The following is a 17,037-nucleotide window of genomic DNA, read 5'->3' on the forward strand; positions in this document are numbered from 1 at the left end:
CCGGTAGACGGCAGGGGGCGGGTACACCGACGCGTCCCGCCCCCTGCCGTCTACCGGTTCGCCTCGCGCCACCGCGTGGCCTCGACGAGCGCGAACCCGTGGACATCCGCCAACTCACCCAACCGCTCCACGCTGTCGCCGTCGAGGGTGGTTCCGATACTGCGCAGTCCGAACTCACCCGACAACGCGATCAGCATCGTCTCGGCCATGCAGGCATACGTCAGCCCTGGAGCCAACCCGTACGTCAACCCGAAATCCGAACCCGACGGCACCCGCACGATGCCGCCGTCGAACACCGTCACGTCGGGCCGCTCGCTGCGCACGTCCCGGCCGATGTTCGGCGGCTGCGCCACATCGCAGACAATGGCACCCTCCATCAGATCCGTTGGATCGATCAGCGCATGCGGCGCCGACGTCGCAGCGATGACGATCAACGAATCCTTCACCGCAGCAACAGGATCGGTGAAGAATTCGACGTGCCGCGACCTGATCAGATCGTCCAGGTCGCCGTCGACGGCATGCGCGGCAGCGGCCAGATCTCCCGAACCCGCACCGGCCCGAGCGCTCGCCACCATCTCCTGCGCGGCCGCCCACAGCTTGGGCGCGATGACCGAACTCTCCCCCCGCCTACCGACCAGCACGATGCTGCCGACCTCGCCGGCCAACTGCATGCCGATGGTTCGTCCGATCGCCCCGGCGGCACCGAGAATCGTCACCCGAGCCCGCGCGACATCGATACCGCGTTCACGGCACACGCGTCGAACAGCCCGCAGACTCGCCGCAGCGGTGAACGTGTTGCCGGTGGTGATCGGTCGCGTCGTCGCGCCGAGACCCAACCCGTTCCCGGTGATCACCGACGAATAGCCGCCCAACCCCACGACCGTCGCACCGCGGGAGATCGCCAGTTCGACGGCCCCGCCCACCACTGCCAGCGCACGCTCGGTCGGCAGGCGCAGCAACTGCTCGGAGGTGTACGGCAGCCCGATCAGATCACCGTGCGCCGTCGCCTCCCCACCCCCGACGACCCGGCCACTGCCGATGACGAACGACGCGGGTTCGAGCTCGGAGGTCGACGCCGCGAACCGCTCGAGCAGATCCTGCCGCTCGCCGTGGTCGAACACCTCCAGCGCCGGATCGAACGCCGCGAAGAAGCCGAGATCGAGAGGATGCGCAATGAACGCGAAGCGTCGATCCGTCGGCCGTACCGCGATATCGGGCGTCCGCCCGGGGCGCAACGCCTCGAGTGCGGGCGGAGTGGCGACGGTCGGGCGGCCCAGCAGATGCCCGAACAATCCGTCCATGTCCCCCACCGCCGCATAACCCAGTGCCCGATCCAATGCTGCGACCAGACGCGAGCACTGCACCGCCGAGACCGTCAGCGGTGGTTCGATCCGAATCACCCTGTTGCCGAACAGAGTCGGAGCCACTCGTATCCCCTCCACATCGAGCAGGTACGAGCAGATCACCACGGCCAGGTTGTGTTGATCGGCGATCGATCCCAGCAGCGACTGCCGCCCGACGAAATTCACGTCCGCGGTCAGTTCCAAGCCGAGCAGCAATCCCCTACCGCGCACCTCGGTCACGACCGACGGATACTTCTCGGCCAGCCTGCTCAGATCGTTCTTCAGCTGACGCCCGAGCACAGCCACTCCGGTGACCAGTGCGCAGTCGTCTCGGGTCAACTCGTCGAGAACCGCGATACCCACCCGCGCAGCCAACGCGTTTCCCGCGAAGGTCGACGTGTGGCGCAGCGCGAAACTCTCGTTCACCAACTCCGGACGGCACAGCACCGCGCCTACCGGCACGATCCCACCACCGAGAGCCTTGGCGACGGTCAGAATGTCCGGCACCACCCCCTCGTGCTCGGCGGCGAACATCCTGCCGGTCCGGCCCAGCCCTGTCTGCACCTCGTCGAGAGCCATCAGCACCCCGTGCCGATCGCAGATCTCCCGCACGCGGCGCAGGTACCCATCGGGCGGACACACCACTCCGCCCTCACCCTGAATCGGCTCCACCAGAAACACCGCATAATGCCCGGGCGCCGCCGCCAGGGCCGCGTCGAGCGCGTCCGAATCACCGAACTCGATATGATCGAATCCCTCGACCGGAGCGCCGAAACCGCTCTGGTACTTGATGTTTCCCGTCGCAGACAACGCTCCGAGAGTCTTGCCGTGAAAACTGTTCCCGGTGGTCAGCACACCCAGCCGACCGGTGTGCGCTCGCGCGATCTTGAGCGCCACCTCGGTCGCCTCGGTACCACTGTTGACGAACGTCGTTCGCGTCAATCCGTCGGGTGCGATGCGCCCCAACCGATCTGCCAGTTCCCCCGCCGCGCTCAGTACCGAGGGCTGCACGAAAATCGCTTCCCCGCTGCAGCGAACGTCGTTGACCGCCTGCCAGATCGGAGTGGGACCGTGCCCGAACGGAAGGGCACCGTACGCCCCGGCGAAGTCCAGATAGCGACGGCCCGATGCGTCGAACAGGACAGTCCCGTCGCCCCGCACGTACTCGCGATCCAGATTCAGCGCAGACAACAGCCGATACAGTTCGGGATTGACGTGTTCGGCAAAGCCCGATCGACCGGACCTGGATTCCAGCACGGAATAATGGATAGTTGTGTCAGTCATGACCAGCATGCTCCGTTTTCATCGGATCCACCCCTGGCTGTCGAGCTGTGAATGGTTGTCCCGAACAACCAGGGCTCGTCCCAAGCCAGGACGCAAACGCGATGGTAACTCTGCGGCAAGCCGGTGACAGCTCACCGAAAACCACACGAAAAAGCCCCGTCCGAGCAGGCTTCTGCGTCGAACGGGGCTGGATCGAGTGCCGGCTGGGCTACTACTGATCGTCGATGGCCGACAACTTCCAGGTGCCGTCGACCTTCTCCATGTTCACTGTCAACGGGCCCTCGGCACTGCCCGACGCGACACCGTTCTGCGTGGCACTGATGTTCACGTTGGCGATCAGTTCCGCCCTGCCATCCTCTAGCCGCGAGACTCCGATATCGGTGACCATGGCCTCGGTTCCCGTATCCGTCTGCACCACAGCAGATTTGGTGGTGTCGGCGGTGGAGTTGAACTCGTCGAGCATCGACTGATTGAGCACTGCACGGGCGGCATCGAAATCGGCATCGATCGTGGCGGCCTTGTACGTGTACAAGGTCTGCAGCGCATCGGTCGCGGCCGAGGTGACCTCCTGAGTCGCCGCGGAATCCACCCATGCCGCATTGTCGATCGTGGCGAACGGCTTGAACGCGGCCACGGCAGCGAACGCGCCGAGCACAACGGCAATGACCGCAACGACGATCACGTGCTTGTAGCCGATTCCCGACGCCGACGCGACGGACGCGTCGGTCGACTCGGACTCGGCAGCAGGCTTGTCGGCTGCGGGAGTCTCGGCAGCGGGCTTGTCGGCAGCGCGCTTGTCGAGGACAGGCGTCTCGGCAGAATGCGTCGCTGCTGCGGGCTTGTCTGCTGCGGGCTTGTCTGCTCCGGGCTTGTCGAGGGCAGGCTTGTCCGACACAGGCTCGGTGGGCGGCGTCGTGGTGATCGCCGCCGTCTCGGTCGCAGCCGATCCCTCGGCACCGGTCGAGTCCGTGTCGGTGTTGGCAGCACTCGGCTTCCCGGTGCCTGCCACCTTGCGGCGAACTTTGCTGGTGGTGGTGGGTGGAACGATCTTGCGACGCTGGGGAGGCACTACAGAACTCCTTCGAAACTCACTTCGGTACAGACGGAAAACACCACTGCCGGGTATCTCAGTTGCCGCCGGTGTCCGGCTGGGGGGCCGGCGTGGCGTCCGTACCGGGGTCGGCCGCATTCGGATCGGCCGCGTTCGGGTCGGCGGGGCCACCCGGTTCGGTCGGGACGACGGGGTTCGTGTTCGGGTTGTCGAGCGAGATCCGTGAACCGATTGGATCGACCTTGTTGGTCTTCCACACCCCGTCGACCTCTTCCATGGCCAGACGCATCGTCAGCTTGCTTCGCTCGACGCGATCGGGCCAGGTGGTGGTTGTCGCGATGACCACAAGTGCAGTCGCGGTGTTCTCGTCCGTGCTCAGTTCCGTCAGCGTGCCGTGCAACACCTCGGCCTCGCTCTTGGCGCCGGACTGACGAACCTGATCGGTGATGCCCGAGCGCGTCTGCTCGAGGTCGTTGAGCATCAGATCGCCGGTGATCGACGACTTCATGTTGTCGAACGACTGATCGATAGCCGATGCGTCGACCGTGTTCAGATTGACGGCAGCCTGCTGAGCTCCGGTGAGCGCCGCGTCCCTGGTGTCCGCAGTGGGCTTCTGGCTCAGCAGCGCGCTGCCCCAGCCGTACCCGAAGAACACTGCCGCTGCGAGAGCGGCCACGGCGATCACCGAGACGACGGCAAGCAGAATTTTCGCGGTCTTGTTACGCCCTGGAGTCGCTGGGGACTCCAGGGCTTCGGTGCTCGAGTTCACACTTTCACCCTACTACTCGGTAATATCCGGCCGAACCACTCTCGGCCCGACAGTAGTGCTGAGCAGCAGTTCCACCGATTCCGTTACTTCGGCGTGACGCCGATCAGCGGTGCCAACTGGGTGGCGATGGGGTTGAGGTTGAGCTTTTCCGGATCGACCTTGGGCTTGAGGTCCCACGGCTGCGGCACGTCCGGATCGGCGAACACGATGCGGTTCGCGCTACGCACACCCGTCACGCTGCCCTGCGGTGTAGCACAGTTCGCGTCGAGGTTCAGGGGGTAGTTCTCCCGAGTCGGATCGAAGTTCGGGTTCTTCCGCTTCTCCTCGTCGAGGATCGCCTGCGAACCCTCGTAGCCCACCGTGCAGGGCGGCGGGTTGTTGACCTCGAGCAGCAGACCCTGATGGATCGTGCCGTCGTCCGGAACGATCGTGGAGATGCCGGCACCGAGTGCAGGCAGGAACGTCAGGAACGGACGAAGCGCGACGTACCGCGGTTGGGCCTGAGCGGCAACCAGCGCAAGGTTGTTGATATCGGTGGTCAGCGCCGGACCGGCGTCGGTGATGAGCCCACCGAGCTGGTCGCCCGCTGCGGTACCGGTATCGATCAGGCGGCGGATGTCGGGATCGCTGGACTTCAACTGAGCCGTCACCTCGTCCAGGCTGGTGCTGAACTCACGAATCAGATCCGACTGCTCGGACTGCGTGTTCAGCACCGGCACGGCGTCACGTACCAGCGCGAGCGTCTGCGGCAGCGCCTCGTTGCCTGCCTCGGAGATGTTCCCGAGCGAATCGACGAGAGACGCAAGATCTGTGCCCTTACCGTCGAATGCCACGCCGAGCTCGTTGACGACCCTCGTCAGCGCGTCCAGCGGTACCGACCGGACCAGCGTGTTCGTGTTGGCGAGGACGTCCTCCACCGGCACGGGCGTGGTGGTGTCGGCTTGCGCGATCTGCGAACCGTCGGCCAGGAACGGGCCCTGATCGGTCTCGGGCTGCAGGTCGACGTACTGCTCACCGATCGCAGACCGGTTGGCCACGACGGCTTTCGTGTCGGCCGGGATGTCGGGCCCACCGTTGTCGAGCATGAGCGCGACTCGGACGCCGTCCTGCGTCAGTTCCAGATCTCCGACGGTTCCCACCGGAACACCTCGGTACGTGACCTCGGCGTTCGAGAAGATGCCACCGGAATCGGCGAGGTTCAGATCGACCTGGTACTGCCCGAAGCCGAGCATGTTGTCCAGACGCACGTACTTGCCGCCGACATAGATCAACCCCAGGAGGGCGACCACGACGAACGCGACCAACTGAAAGCGAACCAGTTTCGATCTCACTGTCCAACTCCGAATCGCTCGAGCAGATCGTTCAACGGTGCCAACGGATCCGCCGGTGCGGGCGCGGCGGCTGCGGCTGCCTGCTCGTTCGCAGGAGCACCCGGGCCCGGAACCGGTGACGGGATGATCGGCGGCAACGGCAGCAGCGAGATCGTCGGCCAACCCGGGCGCGGTCCGTTTCCGTTGTAGTACGGATTGGACGGATCGACGACGGGCAACGTGTTGCCGTACTTGGGCTGGACGTAGACCGGGTCGCCTTCACCGACGCCGAAGTTGCGCAGCGCGGTTCCGATGGACAGATCGAGTGAGAGGAACAGGTTGGCGGAGTTGCCCTCGATGATCTTCTCGGTGCCGTCCGCGAACGGCAGCGTCGGGATGACCGAGAGCGAACTCACCACGTCGTCCGCCGAATCTGCCAGGGCCTGGAGCGTCGGGCGCAGTGCCCGCAGGTCTGCGATCAGATCGTCCTTGGAACGGTCGATCACGTCGGTGCCGACGGCTCCGAGACGATCGAGCGCTCCGAGCATCTCGGTCAGCTGCGGACGCTGCTGCTCGAGAACCTCGGTGGCGATCGGCAGGTCCTTCAGCACGGCGTCGATCTTGTCCGTCTGGGTGTTGACCCGGCCGCTGAGAGTGTCGAGACCGTCGATGGCGCGGGTGATGTCGTCACGCTGCTGGTTGAGGCCGTCGATCAACGTGTTGGCCTGCTGCAGAAGCTCTTTCGTCTTGCCTTCGCGACCGTCGAATGCCGTGCTCAGTTCCTTGATGATCGGCGAGAGCTGCCCGACGCCACCACCGTTGAGCAACAGTGACAGCGCACCGAGGACCTGCTCGATGTCGGTCGCGTGACGGGTTCGATCGAGCGGGATGGTGTCGCCGTCCTGAAGCCGCGCTGCTGCCTCGTCACCGGGAGGTGCCGAGAGCTGCACGAACTTCTCACCGAGCAGGTTGGTCTGCTGCACCGAAGCGATCGCATTGGCAGGCAGATCCACGTCGGAGTTGAGGATGACGTCGACATCGGCCGTCCACCCGTCGTTCGGAACGGAGATCGAGGCGACTCGACCAACCGCCACACCGTCGACCTTGACGGTCGACTGCGGCACCAGGTCCAGCACGTCGTCGAACTGCACCGTCAGGTTGAACGGGTTGTCACCGACATCGGCACCGCCGGGAAGCGGTACGGCGTAGATGCCGGCCGACGAGCACGCTCCGGCCGACAGCGCGACCACGCACACGCCCGCTCCGACGACCAACGAACGCTTCACACGAGCTCGATTCCGTTTCACAGAGGTTCTCACTGTCCCCCACCTCCGATGTACGACTGCTCGAGTCCGGGCATCGTGCTGTTTCCGAGCCGTGGCGAGACGACGCCCGGCACGGTGCCCGGCACGGATACGTTCTGCTCGATGTCGTTGGTGAGAACACCGAACGGCAGCACGATCCGATTCTGGTCGGTGATCGGTGCCTGGATCATCGTGGTGATGTTGGCGCACTGATCGATGATCGGCTGAATCTGCGCACCGAGTGCCTCGAAGCGCGGATCGCCGGGAACGAGAGCGCCGAGGTCGAGGAGCTTGCACACGGTGCCGAGCGGATCCTGGGTCTCGTTCTGGAGATTGGCGCGCGAGGCGAGCGTGCCGGACTCGGCGTCGTAGGCGTTCACCAGGTTGCTGATGGCCAGCGGCAGCAACGTGAGTGTTTGCACCAGCTGCTCGCGGTTGTCGGCGAGCGTCTGAGTCGGCACCACGAGACCGTTTGCGGCATCGGTCAGTTCGGTCCGGTTGTCCGCGACGAACGTAGCCACGTCGCCGAGCGAGACCGACAGCTGCTGAAGCGCCGCTCCCAGATCCTCCCGCTGGCCGGACAGGAATCCGGTCAGGTCGGCCAACTGAGTATTGAAGTTGCGGACCTGCTGATCGTTGACGGCCAGGGCACTGACGAAGGTCTGCAGGTTCTTGATCGTGTCGAAGACGTCGGTGCGCGAGTCGCTCAACGTGCGGCCGGCGGCCGAAAGCTGAGTGATGCTGTCGCCCAACGCTTCACCGTTACCGTCGAGGTTTGCCGCACCGGTGTTGACGAGGTCGGTGAGAGCGCCGTCCTTGTTGGCACCGTCGGGACCGAGGGCGGTCGACAGGTCGTTGATGGACTTGTACAGCTCGTCGACCTCGACGGGGGTGGCGGTGCGATCGCGAGCGATCGTGGTGCCGTCGGCCATGGTGTCGCCGCCGGTGTAGACGGGCGAGAGCTGGACGTAGCGATCGGCGACGAGCGACGGACTGACCTGGACGGCCTTGGCGTCGGCCGGGATGTCGATCCCGCGGTCGACTCGAAGGACGACCTCGACGTCGTCACCGAGTGGCGTGACGGACTCGACGGTGCCGACCTTGACGCCCAGCACCCGAACCTCGGAGCCGGAGTAGATGCCGACCGACTTGTCGAAGTACGCGGTGATCTTGGTCGTGCCTGCCCTGGTGAACAACCACCAGCCGGCGACGGCCAGGACCAACGCCACGATCACGACGACGGCGATCAGCGCGAGCTTGTTCTTGTTTCTCGGTGCTGCCTGCGTGTCTGTCATCATTCCCCCGGCAACTTGTCGACCGACGGTTGGCGGTAGCCAGGTATCAACGGAACTCCGGGAGGTGTGAGGTTGGCCAGCGTGATATCGAGCCATCGACCGTTACCGGTCACGTTCGTGTACAGACGAATGAACGGTTCGTACAGCTTCAGCGCACGGTCGAGGTTGTCGTTGTTGCGCTGAAGGATGTCGATGACGCCGTTGAGCTGCTGCAACATCGGGTTGATGGTTGCCTCGTTGTCGCGAACGAGACCGGTCAGCTCCTGCGATACACGCTGAGTGCCGGTGAGCAGCTGCGAAATGGCCTGCTGTCGATTGTTGAGCTCTTCGAGAAGCGGGCCCGCGTCGGTGATCAGCTTGTTGAACTGCTCGTTGCGGTCGGCCAACACCTTCGACGTCTCACCGGTGGCCTCGAACAGCTTCTTGAGCTCCTCGTCACGGCTGGCCACGGTCTGCGACAACCGGGTGACGCCGTCGAGCGAGGCACGGATGTTCGCGGGCGTCTCGGAGAACGCCTCGGACAGGGTCCGCATACTCGTTGCGAGCTGATCGGTGTCGATGTCGTTGATGGTCGACGCCGCATCGGAGAACGCGTCGATGACGTCGTACGGGGACGTGGTGCGCTCGAGCGGAATCGGGTCCTTGGGGCTCAGTGTCTCCGGTCCGCTCGGGTCGAGCGCCAGATACTTCTGCCCCAGCAGGGTCTTGATCGCGATGGCGGCCCGTGACTCGTTTCCGACCCACGCGTCCTTCACCGTGAAGTCCACGAGCACCCGGTCGCCTTCGAGACGAACGTCGGTCACCTTGCCGACCTTGACGCCCGCAATGCGAACCTCGTTGGAGGGCTTGAGTCCTGCGGCCTCGCTGAACTCGGCGGTGTACACCGAACCGGCACCGATGATCGGGAGCCGGTCGAGAAAGAAGACCGACATCGTGGCCAGCAGGATGATCGCGATGCCCAGTGCACCGATGGTGGCCGGACTACGACGAGATTTCATTGTTTGATCCCCCCAGCTTTGCAACGCTCTGCCGAGTTCGTGTACAGCGGCTGGTTGACGGTCGGAAGCCCGGTCGGCAGATTCAGGTTCGGCGAGCTACCCGGTCCGGCGACGATGTCTATACCGCACAGGTAGAACGTGAACCAAGACCCTTGCTGGGCCGTGCGAATGAGCTTGTCGAGCTTGACGGGCAGAATTCCGAGGACCTTGTCCACGTCGTCGCTTCGGCGGTTGATGGTCTCGGACAGCGTGTTCAACGCAGTCACCGATCCCTGGATCGACGGCCGAGTCGGCTCGAGCAGGTCTGCGGTGGCGTTGGTCAGACCGGCGAGCGAGGTGACGGCGGAGCCGACCACGCCACGGTCGGCCGACAGGCCCGAGACGAGCTGCTGCGTGTTGACGATCAAGCTGTCGAGCTGACCGTCGTTCTGGTTGACCGTCGCCAGCACGTTGTTGAGATTGGTGATGACCTGGCCGATGACCTGATCCTTGTCGGCGACCGTGTTCGTCAGAGTCGCCGTGTTGGTGACCAGTTCGTTGATGGTGCCCGACTCCCCCTGGAACACCTGGATGATCTGGTACGACAGCTTGTTGACGTCATCGGAGCTGAGTGTGGTGAACAGCGGCCGGAAGCCGTCGAACAGCGTGGTCAGGTTCACCGCAGGCTTGGTCCGCTCCAAAGGAATGGTGGCACCTTCGGTGATCTTCCGGCCCTGGTCCCCCGAGCCCTGCTCGATGGCGATGTAGCGCTGACCCACCAGGTTCCTGAACCGGATGGTTGCCGTCGAGCTGGCCGGGAGCCAATCGCGACTGCTCAGTGTGAAGTCCACTTTCGCTTCGCGCTCGTTGGCGATCTCGATCTTGTCCACCTGGCCGACGCGAACGCCCGCGATACGAATCTCGTCGCCCTCGTTGAGGGAGGTGACGTCGGTGAACATCGCCGAGAACTTGGTGCCGCCGCCGCCGCTGGAATTGGCGATGGTGAAGGCGAGGGTGGCCGTAGCGATGATCGTGATCACGGCGAACACGACCAACTTGATGATCGGCGCGAGAAGGCCTCTCATGGCACGGTCACCTCCACTCCTCTCAGTGCCGGTGCGCCGATAGCGGCCGCCCACGACGGAATACTTTCTGGTGCAACACCACTCGCCTGTCCGTAGATCACGGCGAGAGTGTCACGCTCGAAGTCCGAGCCCTCGTAGCTCGCCGGCTGCGCGGATGCGGAGACGGCGGGAACGATGGAGCTCTGAGCCGACTTCGGTGGTCCCTGTCCTTCGATCACCTGCGGGCCCGGGTTGCGGGTCGGCACCTGGTAGGAACCGTCGTTGATCGAACCTCCCGGATACTGCGGGAAGAACTCACCCGGTGCTGCAGGCTCGAAGCAGGTGGCTCCGCGATCGTCGAACAAGCGCGGCTCGTCCTGGTTCGGCAAGTAACGGCCCTTCGGGTTGACGAACGATGCGGACACGTTGATGCCGGGGTACTCGTCGCCCTCGCCGAGAACGACCGCTCCGCGCCTGGCACCTTCGGCGAACTGGGTGAACGTGCAGCCGAACGTCGGAGAGAACTCGGCCAGCAGCTCGAGCGCCTCACGAGAGTTCGCGGCCAATCCGATCAGGTTCTCGGAGTTGGTCTGCAGGAAGTCCGCGGTTGTGTAGGACGCCGAGGTCAGCGAGCCGTACAGCGTTTCGAGGCTGGACTGCCGCTCGACCACGGTGTTGCCCGTCGTCCGCAGGTTGTCCAGCGCCGAGATCAGTTCGGGTGCAGCGTCTGCGTAGGTCTGCGAGAAGTCGGCGAGACCGACCAGCGTCTGCTGGATGTTCGGCAACTCCGTGTTCAGACCCGACACGATGTTGGTCAGATTGTCGATGGTCTGACCGAGCTGCTCGCCGCGCCCGCTGAGGCCCTGTGCCAACGACCCGAGGGTGTTCGCCAGATCCTGCGGCGGAATCGCCTGCAGCAGTGGAAGCAAGCCGTCGAGCAGCTGCCCGACCTCGATTGCGTTCCCGCTGGTGTCCTGCCGGAGGACGGTGCCCTCGGTGATCGGCGACGCCGAGTCGTTCTCGGGCACGATCAGCGAGACGTAGCGCTCACCGAACAGTGTCTTGGGAAGCAACCGCGCCGTCGCGTTGGACGGAATCAGTGGAGCCTTGTCCGGGTCGATGGCGAGCCGAGAGGTGACGACACCGTCGACGGTGGATGCCGAGCGCACCTCGCCGACGATCATTCCGCGCACCTTCACATCCGCGTTCATCGGCAGAGCGTTGCCGACCGAGTCGGTTTCGAGGCTGACGTTCACCACCGACTTGAACGTCTTGTTGTAGGACGTGATGCTCCATCCCAAGAACAGGATCAGCACCAGGAAGAACGCCAAACCGAGCAGTACTCGCTTCAGTCGCGACGGCGAGTCGATCATCCCGCAACCCTCACTGTGGTGGTCGTGCCCCAGATGGCGAGGCTCAAGAAGAAGTCCAGCACCGCGATCGTGACGATCGCGGTACGAACGGCACGGCCCACTGCGACGCCGACACCGGCAGGTCCGCCGGAGGCGTGGTAGCCGTAATAGCAGTGGATCATGATCAGGACGAAGGCGAAGATCAACACCTTCAGGAACGAATACAACACGTCTTCCGGAGGTAGGAAGAGGTTGAAGTAGTGGTCGTAGGACCCCGTGGACTGCCCGTTGAAGATGGTGCTGATCCCTCGGGAGGCGACGTACGACGCCAGCAGTCCGACGATGTAGAGCGGGATGACGGCCACGAAGCCGGCGATCATGCGGGTGGTCACCAGGAACGGCACGCTGGGTACCGCCATCACCTCGAGGGCGTCGATCTCCTCCGAGATCCGCATGGCACCGAGCTGGGCTGTGAAGCCACAGCCGACGGTGGCCGACAGTGCCAGTCCCGCAACGATCGGCGCGATCTCACGGGTGTTGACGTACGCGGACAGGAATCCGGTCAGCACGGAGCTACCGAGCTGCTCGAGTGCGGCGTAGCCCTGCAGGCCGACGACGATTCCGGTGAAGCCGGACATCATCACGATCACGCCGATGGTTCCGCCGATGACGGCGAGCGCACCGCTGCCGAAGGTGACCTCCGCCAGCAGGCGGAGCACCTCCTTCTTGTAGTGCACCGCGGTCTTGGGAATCCACCCGATGGCCCGCAGGTAGAACGACATCTGCTCGCCTGCGCGGTCGAGCACGTTGAGCGGGGCATTGCCGACGCGCTTGACGCGCATCAGCGTGCGGTCACCGCGACCTCTTGCGATCGTCATCGCGGTTACGCTCCCTTCGCTGGGACGACCTGGAGGTACACCAGGGTCAGGATGAGGTTGGCGAAGAAGAGCAGCAGGAACGTGATGACAACCGTCTGGTTCACTGCCTCGCCGACGCCCTTGGGTCCGGGGTTGGGATTGAGCCCCTTGTAGGAGGCGATGATGCCCGCGATGAGTCCGAAGATCGCCGCTTTGGCTTCTGCGACATACAGATCCGGAAGCTGCGCCAGCGCACCGAAGGACGCCAGATACGCACCGGGGGTACCGCCCTGGAGGATCACGTTGAAGAAGTAACCACCGGCGATGCCGACGACCGAGACCAGACCGTTGAGCAACAGGGCGACGAGAATCATCGCGAGGACGCGCGGAACGACGAGACGATGCACCGGGTCGATACCCAGCACCCGCATCGCGTCGATCTCTTCACGAATGGTGCGCGAGCCGAGGTCGGCCGTGACAGCAGAACCGGCGGCACCGGCCACCAGCAGTGCGGTCACGATCGGACTGCCCTGCTGAATGACCGCGAGCACGCTGGCCGCGCCGGTGAACGACTCGGCACCGAGCTGCTTGATGAGCGATCCGGTCTGCAGAGACACGACCGCGCCGAACGGAATGGCGACCAGCGCCGTCGGCAGAATCGTGACGCTGGCGATGAACCAGGCCTGCTCGATGAATTCACGGAACTGGAACGGCCTACGGAAGGTGTTGCGAACCACCTCGACGAACAGTTCTACGATGTTGCCGGCTTGAGTCAGAGCGGCGTTCGCCGGAGCGAACGCGGACTTCTTCGATCCCCCCATGTCTGCTATTGACCCCGACCCTGTGTCGGAGCTTGGTAGCCCGGCTGGTCATGAACTTGCCCGCTGTAGCCCTGCTGGTCGTAGCCCTGCTGGCCATAGCCCTGCTGGTCGTAGCCCTGCTGGTCGTAACCCTGCTGGTCGTAACCCTGCTGCTGATCCGCGTATGCGGGGTACCGCTGCCCGGGGTCGGTGGTGTCGAGGCTTTCCTGGATGGCGACCTGCGCACTGTGCGGCAGCGTGTGCATGATCTGACGGACGCGTTCCTGCCTGCGTCCGACGGCCTGGCGCACCGGAGTACCCGGGGTGGCCTTCATCTGCGGGACGATGCCTTCGACGTCGTCGACACCACCGGCGTGGTGCCCGGCGTCGACCATGGCCTGCTCCTGCGCCATCTGCGCCTCGTCCTTCTCCTCCGACATCCCGATCGGACCGATCATCGTTCCGTTGAGGAACTGCTTGACCACCGGCTCGTCACTCGTCAGCAGCACCTCACGCGGGCCGAACATCACCAGCTGGCGACGGAAGAGCATGCCGATGTTGTCGGGCACCGTCCGAGCGAGGTTGATGTTGTGCGAGACGATCAGGATCGTGGCGTCGATCTCGGCGTTGATGTCGATCAGGGTCTGCGAAATGTAGGTGGTACGAACGGGATCGAGGCCGGAGTCCGGCTCGTCGACGAGGATGATCTCGGGATCGAGAACCAGAGCACGGGCCAGGCCTGCGCGCTTGCGCATACCGCCGGAGATCTCGCCGGGCAGCTTGTCCTCTGCACCGAGCAGACCCGTCAGTTCCAACTTCTCCATGACGATCTTGCGGATGTCGGACTCGGACTTCTTCGTGTGCTCGCGCAGCGGGAAGGCGACATTGTCGTAGAGGTTCATCGAGCCGAACAATGCGCCGTCCTGGAACAGCACCCCGAACAGCTTGCGGATCTCGTAGAGCTCACGCGAGGAGCACTGCAGGATGTCGGTTCCGTCGATGAAGATCTTGCCCTGCTCGGGCCGCAGCAGACCGATCAGCGACTTCAGGAAGACCGACTTACCGGTACCGGACGGACCGAGGAGAGCACTGACTTCACCCTTCGGCAGGGTCAACGTCACGTCCTGCCAGATCTTCTGTACACCGAAAGACTTGGTCAATCCCTCGACCGAAACCTCGACTCCCACGCTGACCTCCACAATTCGTACACATCGACCCAGATGTGGGTTGCGTCACTGTAACCCATGCACGTGTCCGCTCCGACACAGGAGCTTACCGCCCAGTAAGAACTTCCCCGAGTCAGGCTGTAGAGCTTGCATCAGTGTGGCTCATCTCACGCGACACGGTCGCCGACTCGCCAGAACTGTGACAAGTCCCTGCGTTGCAAAGCTGTGACACACCACAAACAATGACGGCCGAAACCCTTCGGAACGCTTCGGACTTCGGCGAGGTCGAGTAAACAGTGGTGCGGAGCGAGTGTCACGCGATCCGGCGGAGTCCGTGACCGATCACAACGACGCGTCATCCGGTGCCACCATGAACACAGAAAAGGGGCCGTTCCCACCGAAGTGGGAACGGCCCCTCGACCCGCTCTCGATTTCAGAGCGTGAAGTACGACTGCAGTGAAGCGGTCTTACTTGACGGAGATCTTTGCGCCGGCAGCTTCCAGCTTCTCCTTGGCAGCCTCGGCTGCATCCTTGGCGACCTTCTCCAGGATTGCCTTCGGAGCGCTCTCGACGAGGTCCTTGGCTTCCTTCAGGCCGAGGCCGGAGACGACCTCACGGACGACCTTGATGACCTGGATCTTCTTGTCGCCGGCCGACTCGAGGACGACGTCGAACTCGTCCTGCTCCTCGGCAGCCTCAGCCGGAGCACCGGCTGCGCCTGCTGCTGCAACTGCGACGGGAGCGGCTGCGGTGACCTCGAAGGTCTCCTCGAATGCCTTCACGAACTCGCTGAGCTCGAGGAGGGTGAGCTCCTTGAACTGGTCGAGCAATTCTTCGGTGCTGAGCTTCGCCATGGTGGCGGGTCCTTCCTGTAAGTACCTGGTCGCTGATCCGCGACTGGTGTTCGGTGATGGTGTGGAGCTGAGCTGTTCGCCGATACCAGCGGATCAGCTTTCGGCGGGAGCTTCCGCCGGTGCTTCTGCTTCTGCAGGTGCCTCGGCTGCGGCGGGTGCGCCGGCAGCCTTCTTCTCCTGCAACGCGAACGCCAAACGCGCGAACTGCGATGCGGGAGCGTTGAACAGGCCTGCAGCCTTCGACAAGTTGCCCTTCATGGCGCCGGCGAGCTTGGCCAACAGGATTTCGCGCGACTCGAGGTCTGCGATCTTGTTGATCTCGTCCACGGACAGCGTTGCGCCGTCCATGTAGCCGCCCTTGACGATCAAGGCCTTGTTGTCCTTCGCGAAGGCCTTGATGGCCTTCGCAGCGTCGACCGGCTCGCCCTTGATGAATGCAATGGCGGTCGGTCCGACGAACAAATCGTCGAGGCCGGTGATACCGGCTTCGGCAGCTGCGCGCTTGACCAGGGTGTTCTTGGCGACGGAGTACGTGGCACCTTCGCCGAGCGCACGCCGGAGCTGAGTCAGACCGGACACCGACAGGCCACGGTATTCCGTGACGACGGCAGCCGTCGAACCCTTGAACTGTTCGGTGATCTCCGATACTGCTGAGACCTTTTCGGGCTTTGCCATACTTCGCCTCCTCTCGTGGGAAGTTGTGTCGATCGCGAGAGGGCCGGAAAACGACGAACGCCCCGGCGCAAGAAGCACACGGGGCGTGAACGAGCGGCAGCCACGAGGACTGCATACAGGTTCCCTACCTCGTTCTCCTGCGTGGGCCGTCCGAAGCGATCTCGGACCTTCAACCGCGCAACTCCCGGAAGCGAATCCTTCGAGAAGGCGGTGACCAACGGTCTTGGGTAGAACTTGATTGGGCGGTCAGGGCACAAGTGCGAGCACTCGTGATCCGAACCGTCGACCAGGTTACAACACGTTCGGTGTCAACTCCAAAACGTTCGATGTTCGCACTGTCATATGCGCACCCCGTACAGGACCAGGTTGCGCTCGTAGCTGCCCACGGCTGCATCGAAGTCACCCGAACACGTGATGAGCCGGATCTCGTCGGCAGGCACCGCACCGAAGACCAGTGCCGTCGGGAACTCGGCTTTGCCGTAGTCCCCGATCTCGTCGATGCGGTACTCGGCTCGACCACCCGCCTCGTCCTCGACCGCGACGACATCGCCGGCTCCGAGTTCCGACAGACGATCGAACACCGCGGGGCCGGTCGTCGAGTCCACGTGCCCGGCGATCACCGTCGGGCTGCCGATCGCGCCGGGACGGCCACCTCCGGTGAACCACCCGACGTCGTCGTAGTCGGTGGGCACCTGCATCTCCCCCGATTCGGTGAGACCCAGGCCGATCAACGGTTCGTCGAGATCGATGTCCTCGGCGCTCACCCGCGCCGGGGCCGGTCGCACCGAGTCCACTGCCGGCGCAGTCGGGGCAGCGCCCGACGACGACTGCGACACCACGGGCGCTGCCGGTGTCGGGGCCGTCGCCGGTGGCGGTGGCGGTGGCGAGGAACAGCCCACCACCACCGCCGCGGCTGCGGCCGCGATCACGACCGAA

At 64.2% G+C, this 17,037-nt stretch carries 15 protein-coding genes; all 15 read right to left on the reverse strand.

What is annotated here, in order from left to right; all coding sequences use genetic code 11:
- Window positions 1-50: 50 nt before the first annotated feature.
- Complete coding sequence (locus CH271_RS00005; protein ID WP_094631996.1) at window positions 51-2,627, reverse strand: aminotransferase class III-fold pyridoxal phosphate-dependent enzyme; 2,577 nt, start codon at window positions 2,625-2,627, stop codon at window positions 51-53.
- Between the two features lie 211 nt (window positions 2,628-2,838).
- Window positions 2,839-3,696, reverse strand: a complete 858-nt coding sequence (locus tag CH271_RS28620; protein WP_179274587.1) for a hypothetical protein — start codon at window positions 3,694-3,696, stop codon at window positions 2,839-2,841.
- 58 nt (window positions 3,697-3,754) lie between these two features.
- Window positions 3,755-4,447 (reverse strand): hypothetical protein, encoded by a 693-nt coding sequence (locus tag CH271_RS00020; RefSeq protein WP_037191270.1) that lies wholly within the window; start codon window positions 4,445-4,447, stop codon window positions 3,755-3,757.
- An 83-nt stretch (window positions 4,448-4,530) separates the two neighbouring features.
- Window positions 4,531-5,778: an MCE family protein gene (locus CH271_RS00025; protein WP_037191269.1), complete on the reverse strand. Its 1,248-nt coding sequence runs from the start codon at window positions 5,776-5,778 to the stop codon at window positions 4,531-4,533.
- Window positions 5,775-7,043 carry an MCE family protein gene (locus tag CH271_RS00030; protein WP_037191267.1) on the reverse strand — a complete coding sequence of 423 codons (1,269 nt, stop codon included), beginning with the start codon at window positions 7,041-7,043 and terminating at the stop codon, window positions 5,775-5,777. The genes CH271_RS00025 and CH271_RS00030 overlap by 4 nt, the downstream gene beginning before the upstream one ends.
- Before the next feature lie 29 nt (window positions 7,044-7,072).
- On the reverse strand, window positions 7,073-8,356 hold the full coding sequence (locus CH271_RS00035) for an MCE family protein (protein ID WP_037191264.1): 1,284 nt from the start codon (window positions 8,354-8,356) through the stop codon (window positions 7,073-7,075).
- Window positions 8,356-9,354 (reverse strand): MCE family protein, encoded by a 999-nt coding sequence (locus tag CH271_RS00040; RefSeq protein ID WP_094631931.1) that lies wholly within the window; start codon window positions 9,352-9,354, stop codon window positions 8,356-8,358. The genes CH271_RS00035 and CH271_RS00040 overlap by 1 nt, the downstream gene beginning before the upstream one ends.
- Entirely contained in the window at window positions 9,351-10,418 is a 1,068-nt protein-coding gene (locus tag CH271_RS00045) for an MCE family protein (protein ID WP_037191258.1), read from the reverse strand. Before CH271_RS00045 ends, CH271_RS00040 begins: the two co-directional genes overlap by 4 nt.
- The gene (locus tag CH271_RS00050) at window positions 10,415-11,770 is read right to left on the reverse strand and encodes an MCE family protein (protein WP_037191255.1); all 1,356 of its coding nucleotides are present in this window, start codon (window positions 11,768-11,770) and stop codon (window positions 10,415-10,417) included. Before CH271_RS00050 ends, CH271_RS00045 begins: the two co-directional genes overlap by 4 nt.
- A complete protein-coding gene (locus CH271_RS00055; protein ID WP_027498223.1) occupies window positions 11,767-12,627 on the reverse strand; it encodes an MlaE family ABC transporter permease in 861 nt (286 codons plus the stop codon). The genes CH271_RS00050 and CH271_RS00055 overlap by 4 nt, the downstream gene beginning before the upstream one ends.
- A 5-nt stretch (window positions 12,628-12,632) precedes the next feature.
- The gene (locus tag CH271_RS00060; RefSeq protein ID WP_037191254.1) at window positions 12,633-13,427 is read right to left on the reverse strand and encodes an MlaE family ABC transporter permease; all 795 of its coding nucleotides are present in this window, start codon (window positions 13,425-13,427) and stop codon (window positions 12,633-12,635) included.
- Between the two features lie 5 nt (window positions 13,428-13,432).
- Window positions 13,433-14,593, reverse strand: a complete 1,161-nt coding sequence (locus CH271_RS00065; RefSeq protein WP_094631998.1) for an ABC transporter ATP-binding protein — start codon at window positions 14,591-14,593, stop codon at window positions 13,433-13,435.
- A gap of 446 nt (window positions 14,594-15,039) precedes the next feature.
- Window positions 15,040-15,426 carry a 50S ribosomal protein L7/L12 gene (gene rplL, locus CH271_RS00070; RefSeq protein ID WP_032380460.1) on the reverse strand — a complete coding sequence of 129 codons (387 nt, stop codon included), beginning with the start codon at window positions 15,424-15,426 and terminating at the stop codon, window positions 15,040-15,042.
- A gap of 93 nt (window positions 15,427-15,519) precedes the next feature.
- Complete coding sequence (gene rplJ / locus CH271_RS00075) at window positions 15,520-16,101, reverse strand: 50S ribosomal protein L10 (RefSeq protein WP_032380459.1); 582 nt, start codon at window positions 16,099-16,101, stop codon at window positions 15,520-15,522.
- Between the two features lie 338 nt (window positions 16,102-16,439).
- Entirely contained in the window at window positions 16,440-17,030 is a 591-nt protein-coding gene (locus CH271_RS00080; RefSeq protein ID WP_256986097.1) for a class F sortase, read from the reverse strand.
- Window positions 17,031-17,037 lie beyond the last annotated feature (7 nt).

It is taken from the genome of Rhodococcus sp. 05-340-2, from assembly GCF_002258915.1.
GTDB lineage: Bacteria > Actinomycetota > Actinomycetes > Mycobacteriales > Mycobacteriaceae > Rhodococcoides.

Excerpts from the sequence above, each read along its gene's own strand:
- CH271_RS00005 (WP_094631996.1), bottom strand. The coding sequence starts at position 2,627 with ATGACTGACACAACTATCCATTATTCCGTGCTGGAATCCAGGTCCGGT.
- CH271_RS00035 (WP_037191264.1), bottom strand. The coding sequence starts at position 8,356 with ATGACAGACACGCAGGCAGCACCGAGAAACAAGAACAAGCTCGCGCTG.
- CH271_RS00040 (WP_094631931.1), bottom strand. The coding sequence starts at position 9,354 with ATGAAATCTCGTCGTAGTCCGGCCACCATCGGTGCACTGGGCATCGCG.
- CH271_RS00045 (WP_037191258.1), bottom strand. The coding sequence starts at position 10,418 with ATGAGAGGCCTTCTCGCGCCGATCATCAAGTTGGTCGTGTTCGCCGTG.
- CH271_RS00050 (WP_037191255.1), bottom strand. The coding sequence starts at position 11,770 with ATGATCGACTCGCCGTCGCGACTGAAGCGAGTACTGCTCGGTTTGGCG.
- CH271_RS00055 (WP_027498223.1), bottom strand. The coding sequence starts at position 12,627 with ATGACGATCGCAAGAGGTCGCGGTGACCGCACGCTGATGCGCGTCAAG.
- CH271_RS00060 (WP_037191254.1), bottom strand. The coding sequence starts at position 13,427 with ATGGGGGGATCGAAGAAGTCCGCGTTCGCTCCGGCGAACGCCGCTCTG.
- rplL (WP_032380460.1), bottom strand. The coding sequence starts at position 15,426 with ATGGCGAAGCTCAGCACCGAAGAATTGCTCGACCAGTTCAAGGAGCTC.
- rplJ (WP_032380459.1), bottom strand. The coding sequence starts at position 16,101 with ATGGCAAAGCCCGAAAAGGTCTCAGCAGTATCGGAGATCACCGAACAG.